Here is a 22,157-nt window from a genome sequence, read left to right on the forward strand (position 1 = left end):
CTAGGGTCTGTCTGACTGAGGGAACGAAATTTTGTTTGGTTGGTCAGATGGCGATGAGCCGAACTGACCTAACTGAACAGCAATGGCGGCAGCTGGAACCACATTTGCCGCCCAATCCACATCACGGTCATGCTTATGTCGGGCACAGACACGTGATTAATGGGATCGTGTGGCGGTTGAGGACTGGCGCGCCTTGGCGCGACATCCCACCCCGCTACGGTCCTTGGCAGACCTGTTACGACAGGTTTGTGCGTTGGTCGCGCAACGGCACATGGCAACGTCTACTCAAGATCATGCAGGCGGCCGCGGATGCATCCGGCCGCATCGACTGGGACGGAGCTGCGCTTGATGCGACCCACGTGAAAGCTCAGCGAAGTGCCGCTGGGGCTCGAAAGACACTTCCTGCGGCAGAAAAAAGGGGGATGTAATTGACGAGTGGCTGGGGCATTCTCGTGGTGGACTCACCAGCAAGATCCATCTTTGCGTGGATGGAAACGGTCTGCCATTGTCCTTCATCGTCACGGCCGGCCAATGCAGCGACGCGGCGAACATCGGCCCTGTTCTTGACGCCATTTCAGTACCCCGACCAGGGCGAGGCCGGCCACGCAAACGCCCGACATGCTTGCGTGTCGACCGCGCTTACGGTGCCCGGCATTATCGGCGACAGATCCAACAACGGGGCATCCGCTGCGTGTGCCCCGAACGACTTGATGCGCAGAACAGCCGGCTGCGCAAAGGGCGTCGCGGTGGCTCGCCTCCACGATTCGACGCCGAAGCGTACAAGGGCCGCAACGTCGTCGAACGCGCGATCAACCGATTAAAAGACTTCCGCGCCGTCGCAACGCGATACGACAAACGCGGCCATAACTTCTCTACGGCCGTGCTTGTCGCGACAATTATTTTATGGCTCCTCTGAGATCAGTCAGACACGCCCTAGCCAACCCTCCAGTATGGCATCGGTGCCGACCGGTCACGCCGGCGGGCCGAAATCGCGGCGCCCCCTGCAGGATTTCCGACGCTGCTTTAAGATGCCCTCTCTTCGCCGCGACTGCGCGGCGGACCAACGAGAAACAGGAGTACCAATGACGACTTTGTTCGACCCGATCAAGGTCGGCAGCCTCGAACTGCCGAACCGCATCATCATGGCGCCGCTGACCCGCTCGCGCGCCGTGGGCGCAGGCCGCGTGCCGAACGCCCTGATGGCCGAATACTACGCACAACGTGCCTCGGCCGGTCTGATCCTGTCCGAAGCGACCGCGGTGACCCCGATGGGTGTGGGCTATGCCGACACCCCGGGCATCTGGTCCGACGAACAGGTCGAAGGCTGGAAGCACGTCACCGACGCCGTGCACGAGGCCGGCGGCCGCATCTTCCTGCAGTTGTGGCATGTGGGGCGCATCTCCGACCCGCTGTTCCTGGAGGGCGACCTGCCCGTCGCGCCGTCGGCCCTGCAGCCCCAGGGCCACGTCAGCCTCGTGCGCCCGACGAAGGAGTACGTCACGCCGCGCGCACTGGCGCTCGAGGAAATCCCGGGTATCGTCGCCGCCTTCCGCAAGGGTGCCGAGAATGCGAAGAAAGCCGGCTTCGACGGCGTGGAAATCCACGGCGCCAACGGCTATCTGCTGGACCAGTTCCTGCAGGACGGCACCAACCGGCGCACGGACGCGTACGGCGGCCCGATCGAGAACCGTGCGCGCCTGATGCTGGAAGTGACGGACGCGTGCATCGCCGTCTGGGGTGCGGACCGCGTCGGCATGCACCTCGCGCCGCGCCGCGACATCCACGACATGGGCGATTCCACGCCGCTGGAGACGTTCGGCCATGTTGCGCGTGAACTGGGCAAGCGCGGCATCGCGTTCATCTGCGCCCGCGAAGCCGTCGGCGACGACCGCCTGGGCCCGCAGCTCAAGCGCATCTTCGGTGGCGTCTACATTGCCAACGAAAAGCTGACGAAGGACAGCGCGGCGCAATTGCTGACGAGCGGAGACGCGGACGCCGTCGCCTTCGGCCAATGGTTCATCGCCAACCCGGACCTGCCGGAGCGTCTCAAGCGCAACGCTCCGCTGAACGCGGCGCGTCCGGACAAGTTCTACGGCCCGAACGCCGAAGGCTACACGGATTATCCGGCCCTGCAGGCCAACGGCTGACGCCGTCGTGTTTTACGGACGCGTCCGCATCGCGCGGACGCGTTCCGACGGCAGAGTATCCACTTCCTTCCGCATGCATATAATCCAGTAAAAAAAACCTTCGTCAGCACGCCTCATGGGTACGAATACTATTGCTGACATGATATTCTTGTGAGATTCCTACTGGGCGCGGCCACAAGCCGTCGCCTTCGTTCATCATCGCAAGGAGTCCCGTGAAGACCTGCCTGTCCCGCCTGATGCCGCTCGCCGCCGCCACCGCGCTCGCGTTCGCCGCTACCCCAATCGTCCACGCCGCCACGACCGCCACCGCGGCACGGGCCGACAACGCCTTCCTGTCGCAGGCCGACGCCGCCGCCCGTTCGGCGCGCGTGTCCAACGTCGACTACGCGCTGGACTTCACGCTCACCGGCAAGGAAACGTTCAGTGGCACGACGACGCTGACCTTCGACCTCAAGGACGTGAACAGTCCGCTCACCGTCGACCTCGACAAGGCCACGATCAAGTCGCTGACCGTCAACGGCAAGACCGTCACGCCGCAGTACAACGGCTGGTTCATCACGCTGGCGCCGCACGACCTCACCCGCGGCCGCAACACGGTCGTCGTCGCATACGAACGGCTGCACAGCACGAACGGCGAGGGCCTGCACCGCATGGTCGACCCCGTCGACGGCCGCGTCTACACGTATTCCCACTTCGAGCCGGCCGCCGCGCACCAGATGTTCGCCGTGTTCGACCAGCCCGACCTGAAAGCCACGTACCAGGTGACCGTGGGCGTCCCGGCCGACTGGCAGGTGATCTCGACGACGCGCGAGACGAACGTCGCCCCGGACGGCGACCTGCGCCGCTGGACGTTCGCCCGCACCAAGAAACTGAGCCCGTACAATTTCTCGATGCACGCCGGTCCCTACAAGATGTGGGAAGACACGAGCGGCAAGTACCCGATGCGCCTGTTCGCGCGCCAGTCCGTGGCCGCGCAGATCAAGCCGGCCGAATGGTTCAAGTACACGAAGGCGGGCCTCGCCTTCTTCGACGACTACTTCGGCATCCCCTACCAGTTCGAGAAATACGACCAGGTCCTCGTGCCCGACTTCCTGTACGGCGCGATGGAAAACGCCGCCGCGATCACGTTCTCCGAGCGCCGCTTCATGTACAAGGCCGAGATGACGGCCGAGCAGCGCGCGCGCCTCGCCTACGTCATCATGCACGAGATGGCGCACCAGTGGTTCGGCGACCTCGTCACGATGCAGTGGTGGAACGGCCTGTGGCTGAACGAAAGCTTCGCCTCGTTCATGGGCACGCTCGCCACGGCCGAAGCGACGGAATTCAAGGACGCCTGGCGCGGCTTCTATTCCGACGGCAAGCAGCGCGCCTACGCCCAGGACCAGAAAACCACCACGCACCCGATCGAGGTGCCGGTGCCGTCGACGCGGAACGCGTTCGACAATATCGACCAGATCACCTATTCGAAGGGCGCCTCCACCTTGATCCAGCTGCGCCACCTGCTGGGCGCCGACGTGTTCCGCAAGGGCGTGCATAACTACCTCGTCAAATACCAGTACCGCAACGCGAAGCTGGAAGACTTCATCGGCAGCCTCGGCCAGGCGGCGGGACGCGACCTCACGGGCTGGACGAAGGAATGGCTGTACCAGGCGGGCGTGAACACCATCGCCGCCAACTACACCTGCAAGGCCGGCAAGATCGCCGGCTTCACCCTCGAGCAGACCGCACCGAGCAAGGCCCTGCCGACGCTGCGCGAGCAGCGCGTGCAGGTGGCCGCATTCCGCCTGGACGGCAAGGATTACAAGCTCGAGCGCAACGTCGCCGTCACCTACAAGGGCGCGAAGACGGCAGTGCCGGCCATGAACGGCGCCGCGTGCCCAGACCTCGTCTACCCGAACTACGACGACTGGGGCTTCGTCAAGGTCAGGCTCGACCCGCGCTCGTTCGACAGTGCGCGCAGCCACCTGGCCGCGGTGGACGATCCGCTGCTGCGTGCGATGCTGTGGCAAAGCCTGTGGGACGGCGTACGCGACGGCAAGCTCCCGCTGAACGACTTCCTGGCCACGGCACTGAACAACGTACCGCAAGAAAAAGATTACACACTGCTGGGTGACGTGCTGGGCAAGGTCCTCGGCGCCAAGCGCTACCTCGACCTGATGGACCCGCAGGCCGCCTACGCGCAGGCAGTCACGCGCCAGCTGGAAGACATGGCCTGGACCGGCACGCTCGCGAGCAAGGGCGACGACAACTTCCAGCGCCGCTGGTTCGGCAACTACGTCGCCGTCGCCAGCTCGCCGGCCGCACTGGCCCGCCTCGCCGCCATCCTCGACGGCAAGGAACACGTCGACGGCCTCGCGATCAACCAGGACCTGCGCTGGGCGATCATCGGCCGCCTGAACCGCTACGGCTATCCGGGCGCCGCCGCCCTCGTCGATGCCGAACTGGCACGCGACAAATCGGACACGGGCCAGGACGCCGCCCTGGCAGCCGTCGTCAGCCGCCCCGACCCGGCCGTCAAGACCGAGTGGCTAGTCACCGTGCACGACCTGCAGACCAAGCTGCCGTTCTCGAAAATACGCACGGCGATGGAGCACCTGTACCCGGCCGAACAGCATGGCCTGGGCGAACAGACCGCCGACGCGCGCCTCGCACGCCTGCCGCAGCTCGACAAGGCAGCCGGCCCCGTCTATATGCGCGCCTACGGCCCAGCGCTGATCCCGGCCGGCTGCACGCCGGCCAGCGTCCGGCGCCTGCAGGCCGCCGCAGACGTCGACAAGGCCCTGTCCGCCGGCACCCGCCGCGCCCTGCTCGACGCATTGCAGGACGACCAGCGCTGCGTCGCCATCCAGCAGGCCATGACGGCGCACTGAGCGCGTCGCGCCGGGCATGCATGACGCGCATACGACCGCGATGACTGCTCCGGATGACACCGTGGCAGTCGCCGCGCGCGCCGCACCCGCAGCGGCCGCTGGCGGAGCGCCGATGAATCCCGGCGCGACGCCGGCGCCGGCCTTCCACACCCGACGGCGGCGCGGCGTGCTGGCATTCACGTGCATCATCCACCTGCTCGCGCTGTGGCTGTGGACGCAGGAACGGCGTCCACAGCCGGCCCGTCCACCCCGGGTCGTCACCTTCTTCCTGCAAACCGATGGCGGCCAGGCTGCACGGCCGCCGGCGCAGACCGATCCGCATCCGCGTCCCGCGCCGTCCCGGCCGGCCCCGGGCCCGGCCCCAGCGCCGGCCGCGCCGGTCCGCACCGCGCCCTCGACGCACGCCACGCCCGTGCCCAGGCCGGACGACCTCACGCGAGTCCACGCCGACACGCAAGCGGTGGCCGTCCCAACGCCCGACGCCGCCGCGCCGGCGCCCGACGTCTTCGACACCGCCAGGCCGGCCGGCACCGCACCCGATGCGCGCGCGAGCACGCCGGTGCCGGCCGGACCGGCATCGACGCGCGGCGGCTTCGCGATGGGCCTCGCGCAGCATCAGGCCGGACGCATCGACCACGAACTGCGCAAGGGCAAATCGGGCGTGCCCGACGAGGCCGACACGCCCTGGGCCCGCTTCCGGCGCGGCCTCGGCGCCGCCCACATCGACCGCTCACTGACCTTGCAGACGGACACCTACACGTCACCGGACGGCATCGTCATCTACCGCTTCCGGCAGGGCGACCGGGTGCGTTGCCGCCGGGCGGGCGGCGTCGGTATGCCCCTGCGCGGGATGGCCGACGGCGCCTCCGCCGCCATGGCGGGCGCCAACTCGGCCTCGGCGAGCGACTGCCCGAAAGGCGTCACATGGAACCGCGACGATCCCTGATCGGCACTGCGTCCGGCAGCCGCCGTTCATCGTCCCCACCATCCGCACCGACCGCTTTGCGCCGGCATCCCGCCCGCACCGCTGCCGCGCCTAGCGACTGGCCGACCTGGCCGATCTGGCGGGCACGTCGCCCGTGCCGCTTCCGCCACCTCCTTCCTCGCCATTGCCCGACTGTTCCGGCGCGCGGCACAGCTCAGCCACCCTTTCCCATGCGCCCTCCGCCTGGCAATGCAGCGGCGCATATGCCTGCAACGCCTTGGACAGATCGATCGGCTTCATCCCGTTGACGTTGACGTTGGTATTCACCCTGATGCACATGACGTCCTGCCACGCCGCTGAGTAATTGCGGGGAATGGGAACCGGCCCGCGCAGCCTGCGCGCTGCCGTTTCGCAGGTGCCCTGCTTCGTGTACTCGCCGCGCAGACTGGCCTGGTCCAGCGTCACGTCCAGGCCCCGCTGCAGGTACAGCAAAAGAATCATCGTGTACATCGCCGCCTCCCTCATTTGCATAGACCGCGTACCGATCGCGCGGTTCGCCGCGCACGCCTGAGCTGCATCAGATCGCGCCACGGGTGCCACGCTAGCCTGTGCTTCTCGAAAGGACCGCCATGCTACGCCTGACCACCTTGAACATACAGTGCGCCCGCACGCCGGCCGGATCGGCCGGGTCCGGCGTAAAGACCCCGCTACCCATGCCTCGACGTAAAATGGACGGCCCGCGCCCGCGCGGTCCGCATCCACCCGCAGCATCCGGAAGGAACCATCTTGGATTGGGATTACCCGCACCCGTTCACCCTGCCCCGCGTCCCGCAAGCGGCCGACATCGACGGGCTGAACCACACCAACAATGCCGTCTACGTCCGCTGGTGCGAACAGGCCGGGTGGGCGCATTCGGAGGCGCTGGGCCTGTCGCTGGACGACTACCGCCGACTCGACCGGGCGATGGCCATCCGGCGCGGCGAATACGACTACCTGCTGCCGACCGGCGCCGGCGATGCGCTCGTGCTCGGCACCTGGCTGGTCGCGGGCGACGGCAAGCTGGCGATGGAACGGCGTTTCCAGCTCGTGCGCGAACGCGACGGCGCGACGGTGCTGCGCGGCCGCTGGGACCTCGTCTGCATCGAGCTCTCGAGCGGCCGGCCGCGCCGGATGCCGCAGGAATTCCTCGCGGCGTACATGGCGGCGCTGGTGCCCGACCTGTCGACCGCATCCTGACGCACCGGCGCGCGACCCACCGTATCGATCGCCGGCGCGGGCCGGAACCACGCCGCGTCGATGATCCAGTCCGCGCCTTTGCCGCTGGCCTGGCGCGGCAGCCGCGGGCCGAAGGTCCAGGCGACCGGCCGTTCGGGCGCCGTCAGGCGCGCGGACCAGGCGTGCGCGACGTGCTGCACCAGAACGGCATGCGCGCGGACCAGTTGCTGCTGGAGGTGACGGAAAGCCTGGCCGCGCAGGACCAGCAGGTGCAGCAGCGCCTGCACGAACTGAAGGCCGTCGGCGTCACGCTCGGGCTGGACGATTTCAGCACCGGCTATTCGTCGCTCTCCAGCCTCCACCAGCTGCCCGTGGACACGGTCAAGATCGACCGCTCGTTCGTCTGCCAGGCCGGCACGAGCCATCACCACCGCGTGCAGATCGAGGCGACGGTGACGGTGGCGCAAAAGCCTCGGCATGAGCGCCGTCGCGGAAGGCATCGAGACCGAGGCGCAGGCCGCCGCCGTGGGCGCCCAGGCGGGCGCCAAGCGACAAGGCCTATCTGTTCAGCCGTGCCCTCGCCGCGAGCGACCTGCTCGCCCGGCTGGGCACCCGCTGAGCACCCGCCGGAGACCCGCCGAACACCCGCCGGGCGCCGCTCAGCGCATCGCCAGCGGACGGCCCTGGCCCGGCGGCGGAAAGCCTGCATCCAGCAAGGCCATGTCGTCCGGCGTCAGTTGCGGCGCGAGATCGAGCGCCGCGCGGTTGGCGCGCACGTGGGCCGGCTGCACGGCCTTCGGAATCGTGACGACGCCGTCCTGGCGCAGCAGCCAGGCCAGCGCCACCTGGGCAGGCGTCGCGCCGTGGCGGCGCGCCACCTCGCCCAGTTGCGGGCGGGCCAGCAGCCGCCCCTGTTCGGCCGGCGTCGACCCCAGCGGCGAATACGCCATCACGGGCATGCCGCGTGCGCGGCACCACGGCAGCAAGTCCCATTCGATGCCGCGCTGGTCCAGGTTGTACAACACCTGGTTCGTCGCGATGGTGCCGCCTTGCGGCAGCGCGGCCGCTTCCCGCATGTCGTCCGTGTCGAAGTTCGACACGCCGTAGTCGCGGATCTTGCCCTCGGCGCGCAGGCCGTCGAACGCCTCCAGCGTCTCCGCCAGCGGCACGCCGCCGCGCCAGTGCAACAGGTAGAGGTCGAGGTGGTCCGTGCCGAGGCGGCGCAGGCTGCGCTCGCACGCGGCGCGCACGCCCGCGCGCGAGGCGTTGTGCGGATAGACCTTGCTGATCAGGACAACCTCGTTGCGGCGGCCGGCGATGGCCGCGCCCACCACCTCCTCGGCACCGCCCTCGCCGTACATCTCGGCCGTGTCGATGAGGGTCATGCCGAGGTCCATGCCGAGCCGCAGCGCGGCCACCTCGGCCGCGCGTGCGGACGGGTCTTCCCCCATATTCCAGGTGCCCTGGCCGAGTTTCGGGAGTGGTTTCATCGTCGTCTCCATGTAGGGTGGGCTCCCCGAGCCCACGCGTTACGGCAACCTGGCGCCGACGTCCGCGCAGGCACGGCGTGCCCACCGTACGTCACCGTGCGGGGGCCGACGTTACTTCGCCGCCCTGGCCGTCGCGATCTGGTCGAGGATATGCTTCGGCACCGCCGCGTAATGCTTGAACTCCATCGTGTACGTGGCCCGGCCCTGCGTCAGCGAGCGCAGGGTGGTCGAGTAGCCGAACATCTCGGCCAGCGGCACGACGGCGTCGATCAGCTTCCCGCCGCCGCCCGGGATCTCGTCCATGCCCTGCACCACACCGCGCCGCGTCGACAGGTCGCCCATCACGTTGCCGGTGAATTCCTCCGGCGTCTCGACCTCGACCTGCATCATCGGTTCGAGCAGCTCCGGGGACGCCTTGCGCATGCCGTCCTTGAACGCCATCGACGCCGCGACGCGGAACGCGTTCTCGTTCGAGTCGACGTCGTGGTAAGAACCGAAGGTCAAGGTCGCGCGCACGTCCACGACTGGGTAGCCGGCCAGCACGCCCGCCTGCAGGGTCTCCTGGATGCCCTTGTCGACGGCCGGGATGTACTCGCGCGGCACGACGCCGCCCTTGATGGCGTCGACGAACTCGTAGCCCTTGCCGGGTTCCAGCGGGTCGAGCTTGAGCACGACGTGGCCGTACTGGCCCTTGCCGCCCGACTGCTTGACGAACTTGCCCTCGATGTTCTCGACGGTCTTCTGGATCGTCTCGCGGTACGCCACCTGCGGCTTGCCGACCGTCGCCTCGACGCCGAACTCGCGCTTCATGCGGTCGACCAGGATTTCCAGGTGCAGCTCGCCCATGCCGGACATGATCGTCTGGCCCGATTCTTCGTCCGTGCGCACGCGGAACGACGGGTCTTCCTGCGCCAGCCGGCTCAGGGCGATGCCCATCTTTTCCTGGTCGGCCTTCGTCTTCGGCTCGACGGCCTGCGAGATCACGGGCTCGGGGAACGTCATCTTTTCCAGCACGATCACCTTGTCCGGGTCCGACAGCGTGTCGCCCGTCGTGACGCCCTTCAGGCCGACGGCCGCGGCGATGTCGCCGGCGAACACCTCCTTGATCTCCTTGCGTTCGTTGGCGTGCATCTGCAGGATGCGGCCCAGGCGTTCCTTCTGGCCCTTGGTCGGGTTGTACACGGTGTCGCCCGAATTCACGACGCCCGAGTACACGCGGAAGAACGTCAGCTGGCCCACGAACGGGTCGGTCATGATCTTGAAGGCGAGCGCGGAGAACGGCTCGTCGTCGGCCGGGTGCCGTTCGAGCGGACGGTCATCCTCGTCGTGGCCCGCGATCGCCGGCACGTCCACCGGCGACGGGAGGTATTCGACGACCGCGTCCAGCATCGCCTGCACGCCCTTGTTCTTGAAGGCCGAACCGGCCAGCATCGGCACGATCTCGCCCGCGATCGTGCGTGCGCGCAGCGCGGCCTTGATCTCGTCTTCCATCAGCGCCTCGCCGTTCAGGTATTTCTCGGTCAGCTCGGGCGTCGCGTCGGCGGCCGCTTCGATCATGTGCTCGCGCCATTCCTGCGCCAGCGGCTGCAGGTCGGCCGGGATGTCTTCGTAGGCGAAGCGCACGCCCTGGCTGGCGTCGTCCCAGCGGATGGCGCGCATCTTGACGAGGTCGATCACGCCCTCGAAATGCTCTTCCGCGCCGAGCGGGATCTGGATCGGCACGGCGTTGCCCTTCAGGCGATCCTTGATCTGCTGCTGGACGCGGAAGAAGTCGGCGCCCACGCGGTCCATCTTGTTGACGAACGCGATGCGCGGGACCTTGTACTTGTTCGCCTGGCGCCACACGGTTTCCGACTGAGGCTGCACGCCGCCGACGGAATCGTAGACCATGACGGCGCCGTCGAGCACGCGCATCGAGCGCTCGACTTCGATGGTGAAGTCGACGTGGCCCGGCGTGTCGATGATGTTGATGCGGTGTTCCGCGAAGTTGCCGCCCATGCCCTTCCAGAAGGCCGTCGTTGCGGCCGACGTGATCGTGATGCCGCGTTCCTGTTCCTGCTCCATCCAGTCCATCGTCGCCGCGCCATTGTGCACCTCGCCGATCTTGTGGTTGACGCCGGTGTAGAACAGGATGCGCTCCGTGGTGGTGGTCTTGCCGGCATCGATATGGGCGCTGATGCCGATGTTGCGGTAACGCTCGATGGGGGTCTTACGGCTCATCACAATCTCCTGTGGATACGGAACGCCAATGTAAGTGTATATACCCGTATTTTCAAGGCCGGGCGGCGCGACCTGATCTTCATGCAGGGCGTGCCGCACAATGTAACTGAAGTGCGGAGTTTGTGCTGGCGACGCGCTCGTTGCGGGCACCCCGCTGTATCGACGTTGCCGTCGCCCCCGCGCAGGCGGGGGCCCAAGTTTGCATGCGCGGCGGCTGCCCGCACCTGGGTCCCCGCCGCGGCGGCCAGCCAGGCCGGGAGACGGTGCATGCACTACGGATGAATCAACCGACCACGGTCTGGATCGCCCGCGCCGGAATCTCCACCGCCACCTCGCGGCGGTCGACGAACAAGCGGTAGCGCACCGGCTGATCGCTGCGGTTCATGACGACGACGGCCAGGCGCCCGTCGGCGTTGCGGAACGCCGTCGCGTCGAGGGTGCTGCGGCTCGTCGCGGCGCTCACGCGGCGCGCGCCGGGGCGGATGTAGCGGCTGAAATGGCCGATGGCCGTGTAGATGGGGGTGAACACGAGCTGCCCGTCGGCGCTCGCATGCAGCGGCGCGAAGCAGAAATTGTTCTTGTGGTTCGGGCCGCCGCGGCTGTCGAGCAGCATGTTCCAGTCGACCCAGCCCACGCCGCCGGCGTTCAGGTCGGCGATCATCTGGCTGCCGTAGCGCTCACCGTTGGCCCAGTCCTGCAGCCGCGCCGGATCGAATTTTTCGATGCAGCCTTCGGTCATCAAGAGGTTCACGTCGGGCCAGGCCTCGTGCACGGCGGCGACGTTGCGGTGCATGGGTTCGCCGCCGGCCCACGTCTCGTACCAGTGGTAGCCGACGCCCCAGACGTACGGCCGCGCCTTCGGATCGCCCAGGATGTGCGCGGCGCGCTGCGGCAGCAGGTCGCGGTTGTGGTCCCAGACGATGATCTTCCTGCCGCCCAGGCCCGCCGCCTTCAACGCCGGTCCGAGATGGTCGCCGAGGAAGCGGGTTTCGTCCTCGGCGCTGAACATCATCGATTCCCAGGTCTGCTTCGCCATCGGCTCGTTCTGCACGGACAGCCCCCACAGCGGGACGCCGGCCGCCTCGTACGCCTGCACGAATTTGACGACGTAGCGCGCCCACGTATCGCGGTATTCGGGCAGCAGGCTGCCGCCGCCGACCATGCTGTCGTTCGACTTCATCCACGCCGGCGCGCTCCACGGACTGGCGAACACGCGCACGGCCGTGCCGTGCGCGCGCCCCGCCGCCAGCGCCGCGCGCAGCAGCGGCACGCGCAGCTTCAGGTCGGGCGCGATGCTGAACGAGGCCAGCGCGCGGTCGCCGTCGCGCACATACGTGTAGCTGCCGCTGCCGAAGTCGGAACTGTGGATCGTCGTGCGCAGCACGCTGTAGCCCAGGCCGGCGCGCGGGTCGAAGTAGGCGGTCAGGAAAGCCTGCTGCTGCGCCGGGGTGAGCGTCGCGTGGACCTCGGCGACTGCTTCCGTGACGGCGCCGCCGAAGCCGAACACTTCCTGGAAGCGCTTCGTGGTGTCGACGAACACGTCGATGTCGGTCTCGGGCGGCTGGCCGGCCGGCTGGAACCCGCCGAGCGGGCGCGCGACGAAGCGCTCGGCGCCCGGGGCGGACGTGACGGCCTGCCAGCCGGCACCCGGTCCCGGCGCCGCGCCGGGGCCCGGCGCGGGCACGGCCGCGGCCGCGGACCGGCCGGCCACCGCCATCTGCCCTCCCGCCAGGGTCGCGGCACCCAGCAGCCGCATTGCGTCTCGTCTCGTCGTCATCATGTCTCCCGTTGTGGTAGTCGGCGCGATTGGAAACGTTACCAATCGAAGTCGGACGACTATACCATCCGCGCTTTCCCCATGTCAAAACGAACCTGATCCGATGCGCAGCGGCAAGCGATATCGCACCGCCGGCGCGACGGCGCGTCCGGTTTAAGCGGCATCAAACGTTCGATTGAGGCAGACAGCCGCGCCGCCGGGGATGTACGGCAAACTTGCGCCGTTAGCGACCGTCCAGGCCCCGCCATGACACCGATCCGCCACCTGCGCACCTTGCTGTACATGCTCGCCTGCGCCCTGCTCGCCGCCTGCACCATGAAGGACGCGCCCGCCGTGACGGTCGCGCCCGAAATCGTCCCCACCGAGTTGTACGTCGCGCCGGACGGCCTGGACACGAATCCCGGCACGCGCGCCGCGCCGCTGCGCTCGCTGGCACGCGCCGCCCAGCTCGTTACGCCGGGCACCATCGTCAACGTACTGCCCGGCACCTACCGCGGCGGGTTCCGCACGGCGATCGACGGCCGGGCCAACGCCCGCATCGTGTTCCGCGCGACCGAGCGCTGGCGCGCGCGCATCGTGCCGCCGCCCGTGTCCACGACCGCGCTGGGCTGGGACAACCGCGCCAGCTACGTCGATATCGAAGGGTTCGACGTCGACGGCAGCTCCGGGATGGATGGTCCGGAAGCCAGCGCCGGCATCGGTTGGACCACGGGCATCTACAGCGGCGGGTCGTACAACCGCATCGTCGGCAACCACGTCCACCATGTCGCCGTCACCGTGCCGTGCACGAGCGCGGGCGGCTCCGGCATCGGCGTGGACAGCTATTACAAGGGCACCCATTCCGACGTGATCGGCAACAGCGTGCACGACATCGGCCCGCCCGGATGCCGCTGGGTGCAGGGCATCTACGTGGACACCCCGGCCACGATCCGCAACAACGTCGTCTACCGCGTCGCCGAGGCCGGCATCCACCTGTGGCACGACGCCCACGACGTCGTCGTCGCGAACAATACGGTGACGGCGTCGAACACGGGCATCGTCGTCGGCGGGGGCGATTTCTATCATACCGAGGGGCCGAACGATCACACGCGGGTGGTCAACAACATCGTGTACGACAACCGCCACGGCATTTCGGAACAGGGCGCGACGGGCCCCCACAACCTCTACCGCAACAATCTCGTGTTCGGGAATCCGGACGGTGACTGGCACCTGGCCGACGGCATGACGCACAGCGGCACGGTGGAAGCCCCGCCCCGCTTCGTCGCGTACACGCGCGACGGGACACCGGATTTCGCCCTGGCGCAGGATTCGCCAGCGATCGGCAAAGGCTTGCCGGAGGGCGATACCGGCCCGGATTTCTACGGCAAGGTGCGGCCCGCGAAGGAGCCCGTGGATATCGGCGCCGCCCAGCACTGAACGGACGGGGCGCGGCGCGAGCCGGCCGGACGAGTTCCTGGCGGGCACGAGCCCGCCGGGCGGCTTCCTGGCAGGCGCGAGCCGGCCGGACCGGTTCCTGGCGGGCACGAGCCCGCCGGATGGCTTCCTGGCGGCGCGAGCCGGCCGGGACGCGCCCTGGCGTGCGCGCCTTACAGGATCTCGCGCACCAGTTCGGACGGCCGGCACAGGCGCACACCCTTCGGCGTCACCACGAACGGCCGGTTGATGAGGATCGGATGGGCGACCATGGCGTCCAGCAGGACGTCGTCGCTCGTCGCTGGGGCGTCCAGGCCCAGTTCCGCGAACAGCGCTTCCTTGCTGCGCACCGCGTCGCGCACCGCCAGGCCCGCACGGGCGATCATGTCCCGGAGCTCGTCCCGCGACGGCGGCTGCGCCAGGTAGTCGACCACGCGCGGCTCGACGCCGGCGGCGCGGATGGTGTCCAGCGTGATGCGCGACGTGCCGCAGCGCGCATTGTGAAAAATCGTGATGTCCATCTTGAAAATCCTTGTTTGAGAGGCAAGGATGATACCGACGGGGCCGCAACGCTTCCAGTAGTTTCGCTTGTCCCCCGTTTGGTAGCGCTATAAAATGCCCGGTTTGCTTGCTGGGGCGCAATCGATGTTGCGCGGAGACGCCCCGGTTAAAACACTGTCAAGCCAAGACCAGAGGCCGCCCACGGCCCGCCCGCATGGAGAGAACATGGAAGAATACCTGATGCGCCCCGAGGCGATGCCGACCTGGGGCCAGCGCACCGCGCTGCGCATGCTGAACGCGATCGGCTGGAATCTCTACTTCAAGCCCCTGCCCGGCCCGCACGGCATCGCCGTCGTGTATCCGCACACGTCGAACTGGGATTTCTTCGTCGGCCTGCTGGCGAAATGGGCGGTCGGCCTGCAATTTCGCTGGCTCGCCAAGGATTCGCTGTTCCGCGCCCCGATGGGCGCCATCATGCGCTACTGGGGCGGCGTGGCCGTCGACCGCAGCGCGCCGCAGGGCGCGATCCTGCGCCTCGCGCAGACGATGCACGCGTCGAAGTGGTTCTGGCTGGCCATCACGCCGGAAGGCACGCGCAGCTACCGTCCGCACTGGAAGAGCGGCTTCTACCGCATCGCGCTGGCCGCCGACGTGCCGGTGCTGCTGGTCTCGCTGGACTATGGCAGGAAGATCATCGACGTCACCCGCACGCTGACGATGACGGGCGACGAAGCCGCCGACATGGCGGCCATCGCCCACGCCTACGACGGCGTGCGTGCGCTGTATCCGCAGAACGCGGCCCCGATCCGCCTGGGCGACCCCGCCCAGCGGTCGGACGGCGCGCGCAAGCAGGCATAGGCAAGCACGCACAGGCGAGCGGGCAGAGGCCAGCCCCGGCGCCGGTAAATTTCGGAGGAATGTGATAACGGCAACGCCAGCGTGACGCCGGCAGACGGTCGCGCGCGGCGACGAGGGAAACGCGGAGCGTGCCGGCGAGCCCGGCCGGCAGCGGATACCGGTCAGGCGGGCGGCGGAAGGCCGGCGCCGGTCAGCGGCGGCGGCGCAGTGGCCGGGCCACGCGGACGGGGCGCAGGGTGCGCGCGCGGTCGGCGTCGCGTTTGGAGGCGGCCAGTTCGAACGTCAGCGCGAGGGCGATGCCGGCCGGAACGGCGGCGGCGAAACCGAGGGCAACCAGGACGACGGTTGACAACAGAATAACGATAGTGCTGGGGCGCGGCATGATATCCACCTTTTCTCTAAAACCTTGGTTCCATCCTGCCACAGCTGGGATTTGCTTGCAATCATGTGTCGTGCCGTGCGAGGGCATCCCAGGCATTGGCTGTGCTCAAAAAGAGACGGCCGCTGAGCTCACGCAAGAGTGTCGACGCGCGCAGGCGGTCGAGCACCGGTCCCTTGACTTCGGCCAGGTGCAGGCGGATATGGCGCCGGGCCAGCACCCGGTTCAGGTCCAGCAGGCCGAACAGTGCCGAACTGTCGATGGCGTTCACGGCCGACAGCACGAGCACGAGCTCGCGCGCCTCGCCATGCGCCGCCAGTGCGTCCTCGATGCGCCGGGTGACGGCTTCGATATTGCCGAAGAATAGGCCCGCATCGATGCGCAGCAGCAGTACGCCGCGGTCCGTGTCGACCGTGTAGCGATCGACGTTGCGGAAATGCTCAGTGTGCGGAATCCGGCCCAGCACGGCGATGTGCGGCCGGCTCTCGCGCCAGATCATGGTCCCCAGCGACAGCAGCAGGCCCACCACGACGCCCGCCTCCACCCCGAGCAGCAGCACGCCGCCGGCCGTCGCCAGCAGCGCCAGCACGTCCGCGCGGTCGTAGTGCCACGCGGTGCGCAGCGTCGACCAGTCCAGCAGGCCCAGCACGGCGACGATGATCGTCGCGGCCAGTACCGGCAGCGGCAGCAGCGCGAGCCATCCGGTCGGCAGCACGAGCGCGCCGGCCAGCAGCGCCGCCGTCACGGCGCCCGCCAGCCGGGTGCGCGCGCCGGCCGCGACATTCACGGCGGAGCGCGACAGGCTGCCCGTCACGGGAAACCCGCCGGACAATGCGCTGCCGATATTCGCGAGGCCCAGCGCCACCAGTTCGCGGTCCGTGTGCAGCTTTTCCGCGCGCTTGAGCGCCAGCGCCTGCGCGCCCGACATCGCGATCAGGAAGCTCATGAAGCCGATCAGGGCGGCCGGCTTGACGAGCTCCGGCCAATGCACGGCGGACGTCGCCAGGGCCAGGCGCGGCAGGCCGGCCGGCACCGCGCCGATCACCCGCACGCCCATGCGGTCGAGGCGCAGCGCCGCGACGAGCGCGATGCCGCCCAGGACCAGCAGCATCGGCGCCAGCTTCGCCGCGATGTCGGCCGCGCCGGGCGGCAGGCCGAGCCGGCGCAGCAGCGGCGCCAGCCAGCGCCGTGCGAACAGCAGCAGCGCGACGCTGCCCACGCCGAGCATGGCGCTGGGCCCGTGCACCTGTGGCGGCGCCGCGCCCAGCAAGGCCCGCACCTGGCCCAGCGCGATCACGACGGCGGAGCCCAGCGTGAAGCCGTTCATCACGGGGCGCGAAAAGAAGTTCGCGAGGAAGCCCACGCGCAGCAGGCCGCACGCGAGCAGCACGGCGCCGGAGACGAGCGCCAGCTGCGCGGCGAGCACGCCGTACAGCGCAGTGCCGGGGACCGCCAGCGGCGCCAGCGCGGACGCCGTCATCAGCGCGATGATGGCCATCGGCCCGACGGACTGGGTGGAGCTCGAACCGAACAAGGCGTACAACAGCGGCGGCACGATGCCGGCGTACAGGCCCGCCACGGGCGGCAGGCCGGCGACGAGGGCGTACGCCATGCCCTGCGGGATCATCATCATGGCGACGACGATGCCTGCGACGACGTCGCCGGCAAAGGCGGCGCCGCGCGGCGCCGGCGCACCGCGGCCGCTCACTGCATCGCCAGTTCGACGCAGTTGCGGCCCGCGCGCTTGGCGCGCGCGCGGGCGGCGTCGGTGCGCTGGGTCAGCGAATCGCCGCTCTCCTGCTCCCCCAGCTGGGCCACGCCGAGGCTCACCGTCACGTGGTCGCAGCCGGGGATCTCGGCCTGTTCGATCGCCACGCGCACCTTTTCCGCCATCTTGAGGCCGTCGATGGCGCTGGTGTGCGGCGCGATGATGTGGAATTCCTCGCCGCCCGAGCGCACCAGGATGTCGCTGGCGCGCAGCACGGCGCGCGCGGTGTCGGCCACGGTGCGCAGCGCCACGTCGCCGACCGGATAGCCATAGGTGTCGTTGACGGCCTTGAAGCGGTCGATGTCGAACGACAGCAGCGCGAGCGGCACGCGGTAGCGGCGCGCGCGCTTGATTTCCTTGTCCAGCAGCTCCTCGCCGTGGCGGCGGTTGGCCACGCCGGTCAAGGCGTCCGTCGTCGAGATATACGTCAGGCGCGCCAGCAGGTGTTCGTTTTCCTGGCCGATGGCGGCGTGGCGCAGGCCCAGCGCGGCCAGGCGCGCCACGTCGAGCAGGGTGTTCCACTCGTCCATGGAGAATGCGCGGGCGGCGCCGAACAGCAGCGACAGCGCGCCGCGCGGCGCGCCGGGGCCGTCGGCCGGAATCGGCAGGCCCAGCGCCAGCGCCACGCCATGCGCGCGCAAGCTTGCCGCCAGCGCCGGCTCGCCGGGCTGTTCGGGTGCCTCGACGAGAGCGGCGACGCCGCCGGCGGCGGCCAGCAGGCCCGGGAAGGCGTGGCGCAGCGGCGCCTGCAGCAGGCGGTCCGTGCGCTGCAGCAGCGCGCCGAGCAGCAGGCCGTCCGGCCCCTGCTGCGCGACCAGCTGCAAGTCGTTGCCGTCCTTGAGCAGGAACACGCCGGCATGCAGCACGCCCGGCCACGCGCACAGGGCGGCGCACAGGGCTTCGGACAGCGTATGCGCGTCCTCCGCGCCGATCACGGCGGCCTGCACGCGGGCGCGCAGGTCGAGCAGGGTGCGCAGGTCGACCGCATCGCCGGCCGCCCCGGCGGCGTCCGGCGCCGCCAGGCGCGCCTCCACCGCCGCACGCAGCGCGGCCGCGTCGAGCGGCGTGACCGCATAGCCGGCGGGCCCGCGGGCCATCAGCGCGGGCAGCCATCCGGCGCCACCGAAAGGACACAGCAGCAAGGTGGGCAGGCCGGCGCGGCGGGCGACGAGGTCGCCCAGCGCGTCGAGGTCGATGCTCGGCTCGAAGCGGTCGAGGTCGATGACGAGCAGGTCCGGCTGCGCGCGCGCCAGCAGGCTGGCGGCGACGTCGGCGCTGTCGGCCAGGTGCAGGCGCGCGAACAGCGGCGCGCACGCGTCCGCGAATTCGGCGCGCCGCTGCGCCATCGGACTCAGGTAAATCCCCGTCCGCCCTGCTTCCTGTTCCGTTTGCTCCACCATCATCCACCCCTGGCACTGTTACGTAACAAGTTTGCCACAAAGCACCTGCAACGCCTAGCAAATGCTCGCAATGTGTGGAAGCGCACCGTCAGCGTCCGGCGGGCGCGGGAATACTGGCGGGATCATGCACAAGGAGAGGACCATGGCAACACAGGACGATGCAGCGAACAAGCAGAAGGCGATCCAGAACCGCCAGGACCAGCGCGACGCCAGCATGCAGAAGGGTGACCAGGGCAGCGGCGGCGCAGGTGGGAGCAATGCGGCGCAGACCGGCATCCAGCAGCCGAGCGGCGACTTCCCCGCCCAGCATCTGGTCAAGCCGGGACTCGAGGCGCAGATGGAGCTCAAGCCCAGGTTCATGGCCGAGCACTACAAGGGCAGCGGCAAGCTGGCGGGCCAGGTCGCGATCGTGACGGGCGGCGATTCCGGCATCGGCCGCGCCGTCGCCGTCCTGTTCGCGCGCGAAGGCGCCGACGTGGCCGTCCTGTACCTGAACGAACACGAGGACGCCGCCGAGACTCAGCGCTACATCGAGGCCGAGGGCCAGAAGTGCGTGACGGTCGCCGGCGACGTCAAGGACATGGAATTCTGCCAGCAGGCCGTCGACCAGATCGTCGCCAAGTGGGGCCGCCTGGACGTCCTGGTGAATAACGCCGCGTTCCAGGAACACGCCGAGTCGCTGCTCGACCTCACCGAAGACCGCTTCGACGAGACGATGCGGACGAACATCTACGGCTACTTCCACATGGCGAAGGCCTGCCTGCCCTACATGAAGCGCGGCGCGTCGATCGTCAACACGGGCTCCGTGACGGGTCTCAAGGGGTCCAAGAAGCTGCTCGACTATTCGACGACGAAGGGCGCGATCCACGCGTTCACGATGTCCCTCGCCGCCAATCTGCTCGACAAGGGCATCCGCGTCAACGCCGTCGCGCCGGGCCCCGTGTGGACGCCGCTGAACCCGGCCGACCAGTCGCCGGAAGACATCACCAAGTTCGGCCAGAGCACGACGTTCGGCCGTCCGGCCCAGCCGGAAGAGCTGTCGCCGGCATATATCTATCTCGCGTCGAACGTATGTTCCGGCTACGTCACCGGCGTCGTGCTGCCGATCACGGGATCGGTGGGCGAATAACTCGAGGAGAGCCAGATGGCACGCAGCATGTGGAAAGGTGCGATCAGCTTCGGGCTGGTGCACATCCCGGTCGAGATGTATCCGGCGGCGAGCGACCAGGGGCTCGACCTGACGATGCTCGACCGGCGCGACTTCGCGCCGATCGGCTTCAAGCGCTACAACAAGGCGACCGGCAAGGAAGTGTCGTGGGACGACATCGTCAAGGGCTATGAATACAAGGACGGTGAATACGTCGTGCTGACGGACGAAGACCTGCGCCGGGCGAATCCGGACGCGACGCAGTCGATCGACATCATCGCGTTCGTGAATGCCGAACAGGTCCCGCTGATCTACTACGAGCAGCCCTACTACCTCGCGCCCGGCAAGGGCGGCGACAAGGTCTATGCGCTGCTGCGCGAGACCCTGCGCGAAGTGGGCAAGATCGGCATCGCCAACGTCGTCATCCGCGTCAAGCAGCATCTCGCCGCCCTCGTGTGCGTGGGCGACACGATCGTGCTGAACACGCTGCGCTATCCGGACGAGATCCGCCCCACCGACGAACTGAAGATCCCGGGCGAACACTCGAAGGCGGCGCAGGTCACGGACAAGGAGCTGCAGATGGCCAAGGCGCTCGTCGAGGGCATGAGCGAGAAGTGGAAGCCGCAGCAGTACCACGACACCTACCGCGAAGACGTGCTGGCGCTGATCAAGAAGAAGGTCGCCGCCAACCAGACCAAGACCCTGACGGAACCGGAGCCGGAGGAAGAGAAGCCGGCGAAGACGAACGTCATCGACCTCGTCTCGCTGCTGCAGGCCAGCCTGGGCAAGAAGCCCGCGAAAGCCGCGGCGGACGACGACGACGACGACGACGAACCGCCGCCGCCGGCCAGGGCCAAGAAGCCGGCGCGCGCCGCCGACGAGGACGCGGACGACACCCCGCCGCCGCGCGCGCGCAAGGCCCCCGCGCACGCGGCCACGCATGCGGGCGCGAAGCGGACGACGGCCGCGAAGTCCACCTCGGCGAAGACCGCGACGAAGACAGCGGCGAAGACGGCCGCCAAGCGCGCGCCAAAGACGGCGGCAAAGACGACGCCGGCGCGGCGCAGGAAGGCCGCCTGAGTGGATGTCGACACGCTGCTCGACCTGCTGCAATGGCCGGCGATGGCCGTGACGCTGGTGGCCGCCTTCCTCGTCGGCGCCCGCCATGCCAAAAAGCGCGTCGTCGGGTTCTGGACCTTCATCGCCAGCAACGTGCTGTGGATCGTGTGGGGCCTGCACGACGGCGCGTGGGCGCTGATCGCGCTGCAGGCCGGGCTCGCGGCAATGAACATCCGCGCCATCGTGCGCAACGAACCGGGCGACCCCGTGGACGACAAAGGAGTGACGCATGGACGACATTCGACGTGAGCGGCGCGGTTTCCTCGTCCTGGCGGCGGGCGGCGTCGCCGCGGCCGCGGGGGCGGCCGACGACAAGGACAAGGGCAAGGAAGTCGGCGCCAACGAAGACCTGATGCGCGAGCACGGCGTGCTGCGCCGCGCCCTGCTCGTCTACCGCGCGGCCGCCGCGCGGCTGCGCAGCGATCCCGCCCGGGTGCCGGCCGACGCGTTGGCGCAGACGGCGCAGCTGTTCCGCACGTTCGGCGAGGACTACCACGAACGCAAGCTGGAGGAAGAGCACATCTTTCCCGCCGTGCGCAAGGTGAAAGGCCCGGCCGCGGCCTACGTCGACGTGCTGCGCGCCCAGCACGACCGCGGCCGCCAGCTCACCGACTATGTGCTGCGCGCGACGGCGCGGGGCCGCATCGCGGGCGGCAACGTGCTGCCGCTGGCCCAGGCCCTCGAGGCCTTCGAACTGATGTACGAACATCACACGGCGCGCGAGGACACGATCGTGTTCCCGGCCTGGAAGGACGCCTTGTCCGGCAAGGCCTACGACGAGATGTCGGAACGGTTCGAGGACATCGAGAAGCGCATGTTCGGGCACGACGGCTTCGAGGATGCCGTCAAGCGGATCGCGGCCATCGAGACGCGCCTCGGCATCGACGACCTGGCCCGTTTCACGATGCCGGCGCCGCCGGCCGCCTGA

19 protein-coding genes and 1 pseudogene are annotated in these 22,157 nt (G+C 68.8%); 12 read left to right on the forward strand and 8 right to left on the reverse strand.

Features of this window, described 5'->3' with window-relative positions; all coding sequences use genetic code 11:
* Positions 1-53 precede the first annotated feature (53 nt).
* The 4 genes from U9J41_RS27800 to U9J41_RS27815 all read left to right on the forward strand — a co-directional run bounded on the left by U9J41_RS27800 (position 54) and on the right by U9J41_RS27815 (position 5,963).
* A protein-coding gene (locus tag U9J41_RS27800) for an IS5 family transposase (protein WP_425260250.1) occupies positions 54-916 on the forward strand; the annotation gives its coding sequence in 2 pieces (ribosomal slippage) (positions 54-423 and positions 423-916; 864 coding nt in all).
* 166 nt (positions 917-1,082) lie between these two features.
* The gene (locus U9J41_RS27805) at positions 1,083-2,147 is read left to right on the forward strand and encodes an alkene reductase (RefSeq protein ID WP_322405423.1); all 1,065 of its coding nucleotides are present in this window, start codon (positions 1,083-1,085) and stop codon (positions 2,145-2,147) included.
* Positions 2,148-2,359: 212 nt separating this feature from the next.
* A complete protein-coding gene (gene pepN, locus U9J41_RS27810) occupies positions 2,360-5,017 on the forward strand; it encodes an aminopeptidase N (protein WP_322405424.1) in 2,658 nt (885 codons plus the stop codon).
* A gap of 40 nt (positions 5,018-5,057) precedes the next feature.
* Positions 5,058-5,963: a hypothetical protein gene (locus U9J41_RS27815; RefSeq protein WP_322405425.1), complete on the forward strand. Its 906-nt coding sequence runs from the start codon at positions 5,058-5,060 to the stop codon at positions 5,961-5,963.
* Positions 5,964-6,053: 90 nt separating this feature from the next.
* Here U9J41_RS27815 and U9J41_RS27820 read toward each other — a convergent pair whose 3' ends face one another.
* Positions 6,054-6,452, reverse strand: coding sequence for a hypothetical protein (locus U9J41_RS27820; RefSeq protein WP_322405426.1), 399 nt, complete (start codon positions 6,450-6,452; stop codon positions 6,054-6,056).
* A gap of 276 nt (positions 6,453-6,728) precedes the next feature.
* On the opposite strand from U9J41_RS27820, the gene U9J41_RS27825 reads away from it, so the two are divergent.
* Both U9J41_RS27825 and U9J41_RS27830 read left to right on the forward strand, forming a co-directional pair.
* Entirely contained in the window at positions 6,729-7,178 is a 450-nt protein-coding gene (locus U9J41_RS27825) for an acyl-CoA thioesterase (protein WP_322405427.1), read from the forward strand.
* 188 nt (positions 7,179-7,366) lie between these two features.
* A pseudogene (locus U9J41_RS27830) lies at positions 7,367-7,567 on the forward strand (EAL domain-containing protein); the annotation flags it as partial.
* Positions 7,568-7,816: 249 nt separating this feature from the next.
* Here the strand turns inward: U9J41_RS27830 and U9J41_RS27835 are convergent.
* The 3 genes from U9J41_RS27835 to U9J41_RS27845 form a co-directional block, all read right to left on the reverse strand.
* Positions 7,817-8,647 carry an aldo/keto reductase gene (locus U9J41_RS27835; RefSeq protein ID WP_322405428.1) on the reverse strand — a complete coding sequence of 277 codons (831 nt, stop codon included), beginning with the start codon at positions 8,645-8,647 and terminating at the stop codon, positions 7,817-7,819.
* Positions 8,648-8,758: 111 nt separating this feature from the next.
* On the reverse strand, positions 8,759-10,867 hold the full coding sequence (gene fusA, locus U9J41_RS27840; protein WP_322405429.1) for an elongation factor G: 2,109 nt from the start codon (positions 10,865-10,867) through the stop codon (positions 8,759-8,761).
* Positions 10,868-11,150: 283 nt separating this feature from the next.
* Positions 11,151-12,644 carry a glycoside hydrolase family 30 protein gene (locus U9J41_RS27845; protein WP_322405430.1) on the reverse strand — a complete coding sequence of 498 codons (1,494 nt, stop codon included), beginning with the start codon at positions 12,642-12,644 and terminating at the stop codon, positions 11,151-11,153.
* A 246-nt stretch (positions 12,645-12,890) separates the two neighbouring features.
* On the opposite strand from U9J41_RS27845, the gene U9J41_RS27850 reads away from it, so the two are divergent.
* Positions 12,891-14,060, forward strand: coding sequence for a right-handed parallel beta-helix repeat-containing protein (locus U9J41_RS27850; RefSeq protein ID WP_322405431.1), 1,170 nt, complete (start codon positions 12,891-12,893; stop codon positions 14,058-14,060).
* A gap of 170 nt (positions 14,061-14,230) precedes the next feature.
* Here U9J41_RS27850 and arsC read toward each other — a convergent pair whose 3' ends face one another.
* Positions 14,231-14,578, reverse strand: coding sequence for an arsenate reductase (glutaredoxin) (gene arsC, locus U9J41_RS27855; protein WP_322405432.1), 348 nt, complete (start codon positions 14,576-14,578; stop codon positions 14,231-14,233).
* 205 nt (positions 14,579-14,783) lie between these two features.
* Here arsC and U9J41_RS27860 point away from each other — a divergent pair, with 205 nt between their 5' ends.
* Complete coding sequence (locus tag U9J41_RS27860; protein WP_322405433.1) at positions 14,784-15,416, forward strand: 1-acyl-sn-glycerol-3-phosphate acyltransferase; 633 nt, start codon at positions 14,784-14,786, stop codon at positions 15,414-15,416.
* Positions 15,417-15,606: 190 nt separating this feature from the next.
* On the opposite strand, the gene U9J41_RS27865 is transcribed toward U9J41_RS27860, so the two are convergent.
* The 3 genes from U9J41_RS27865 to U9J41_RS27875 all read right to left on the reverse strand — a co-directional run bounded on the left by U9J41_RS27865 (position 15,607) and on the right by U9J41_RS27875 (position 18,966).
* Positions 15,607-15,768: a hypothetical protein gene (locus U9J41_RS27865; protein WP_322405434.1), complete on the reverse strand. Its 162-nt coding sequence runs from the start codon at positions 15,766-15,768 to the stop codon at positions 15,607-15,609.
* A gap of 91 nt (positions 15,769-15,859) precedes the next feature.
* Positions 15,860-17,503, reverse strand: a complete 1,644-nt coding sequence (locus U9J41_RS27870) for a SulP family inorganic anion transporter (protein ID WP_322405435.1) — start codon at positions 17,501-17,503, stop codon at positions 15,860-15,862.
* On the reverse strand, positions 17,500-18,966 hold the full coding sequence (locus U9J41_RS27875; RefSeq protein ID WP_322405436.1) for a GGDEF domain-containing protein: 1,467 nt from the start codon (positions 18,964-18,966) through the stop codon (positions 17,500-17,502). The genes U9J41_RS27870 and U9J41_RS27875 overlap by 4 nt, the downstream gene beginning before the upstream one ends.
* Before the next feature lie 139 nt (positions 18,967-19,105).
* Between U9J41_RS27875 and U9J41_RS27880 the strand changes: the two genes are divergently transcribed.
* The 4 genes from U9J41_RS27880 to U9J41_RS27895 are packed head-to-tail and all read left to right on the forward strand — an operon-like array spanning position 19,106 to position 22,157.
* Positions 19,106-20,092 (forward strand): SDR family oxidoreductase, encoded by a 987-nt coding sequence (locus U9J41_RS27880; protein WP_322405437.1) that lies wholly within the window; start codon positions 19,106-19,108, stop codon positions 20,090-20,092.
* Between the two features lie 15 nt (positions 20,093-20,107).
* A complete protein-coding gene (gene ku / locus U9J41_RS27885; RefSeq protein ID WP_322405438.1) occupies positions 20,108-21,190 on the forward strand; it encodes a non-homologous end joining protein Ku in 1,083 nt (360 codons plus the stop codon).
* Entirely contained in the window at positions 21,191-21,478 is a 288-nt protein-coding gene (locus tag U9J41_RS27890) for a hypothetical protein (RefSeq protein WP_322405439.1), read from the forward strand.
* Entirely contained in the window at positions 21,459-22,157 is a 699-nt protein-coding gene (locus U9J41_RS27895) for a hemerythrin domain-containing protein (RefSeq protein ID WP_322405440.1), read from the forward strand. The genes U9J41_RS27890 and U9J41_RS27895 overlap by 20 nt, the downstream gene beginning before the upstream one ends.

It is taken from the genome of Massilia luteola (genome assembly GCF_034420155.1).
GTDB classification, from domain to species: Bacteria; Pseudomonadota; Gammaproteobacteria; order Burkholderiales; family Burkholderiaceae_D; genus Telluria; species Telluria luteola.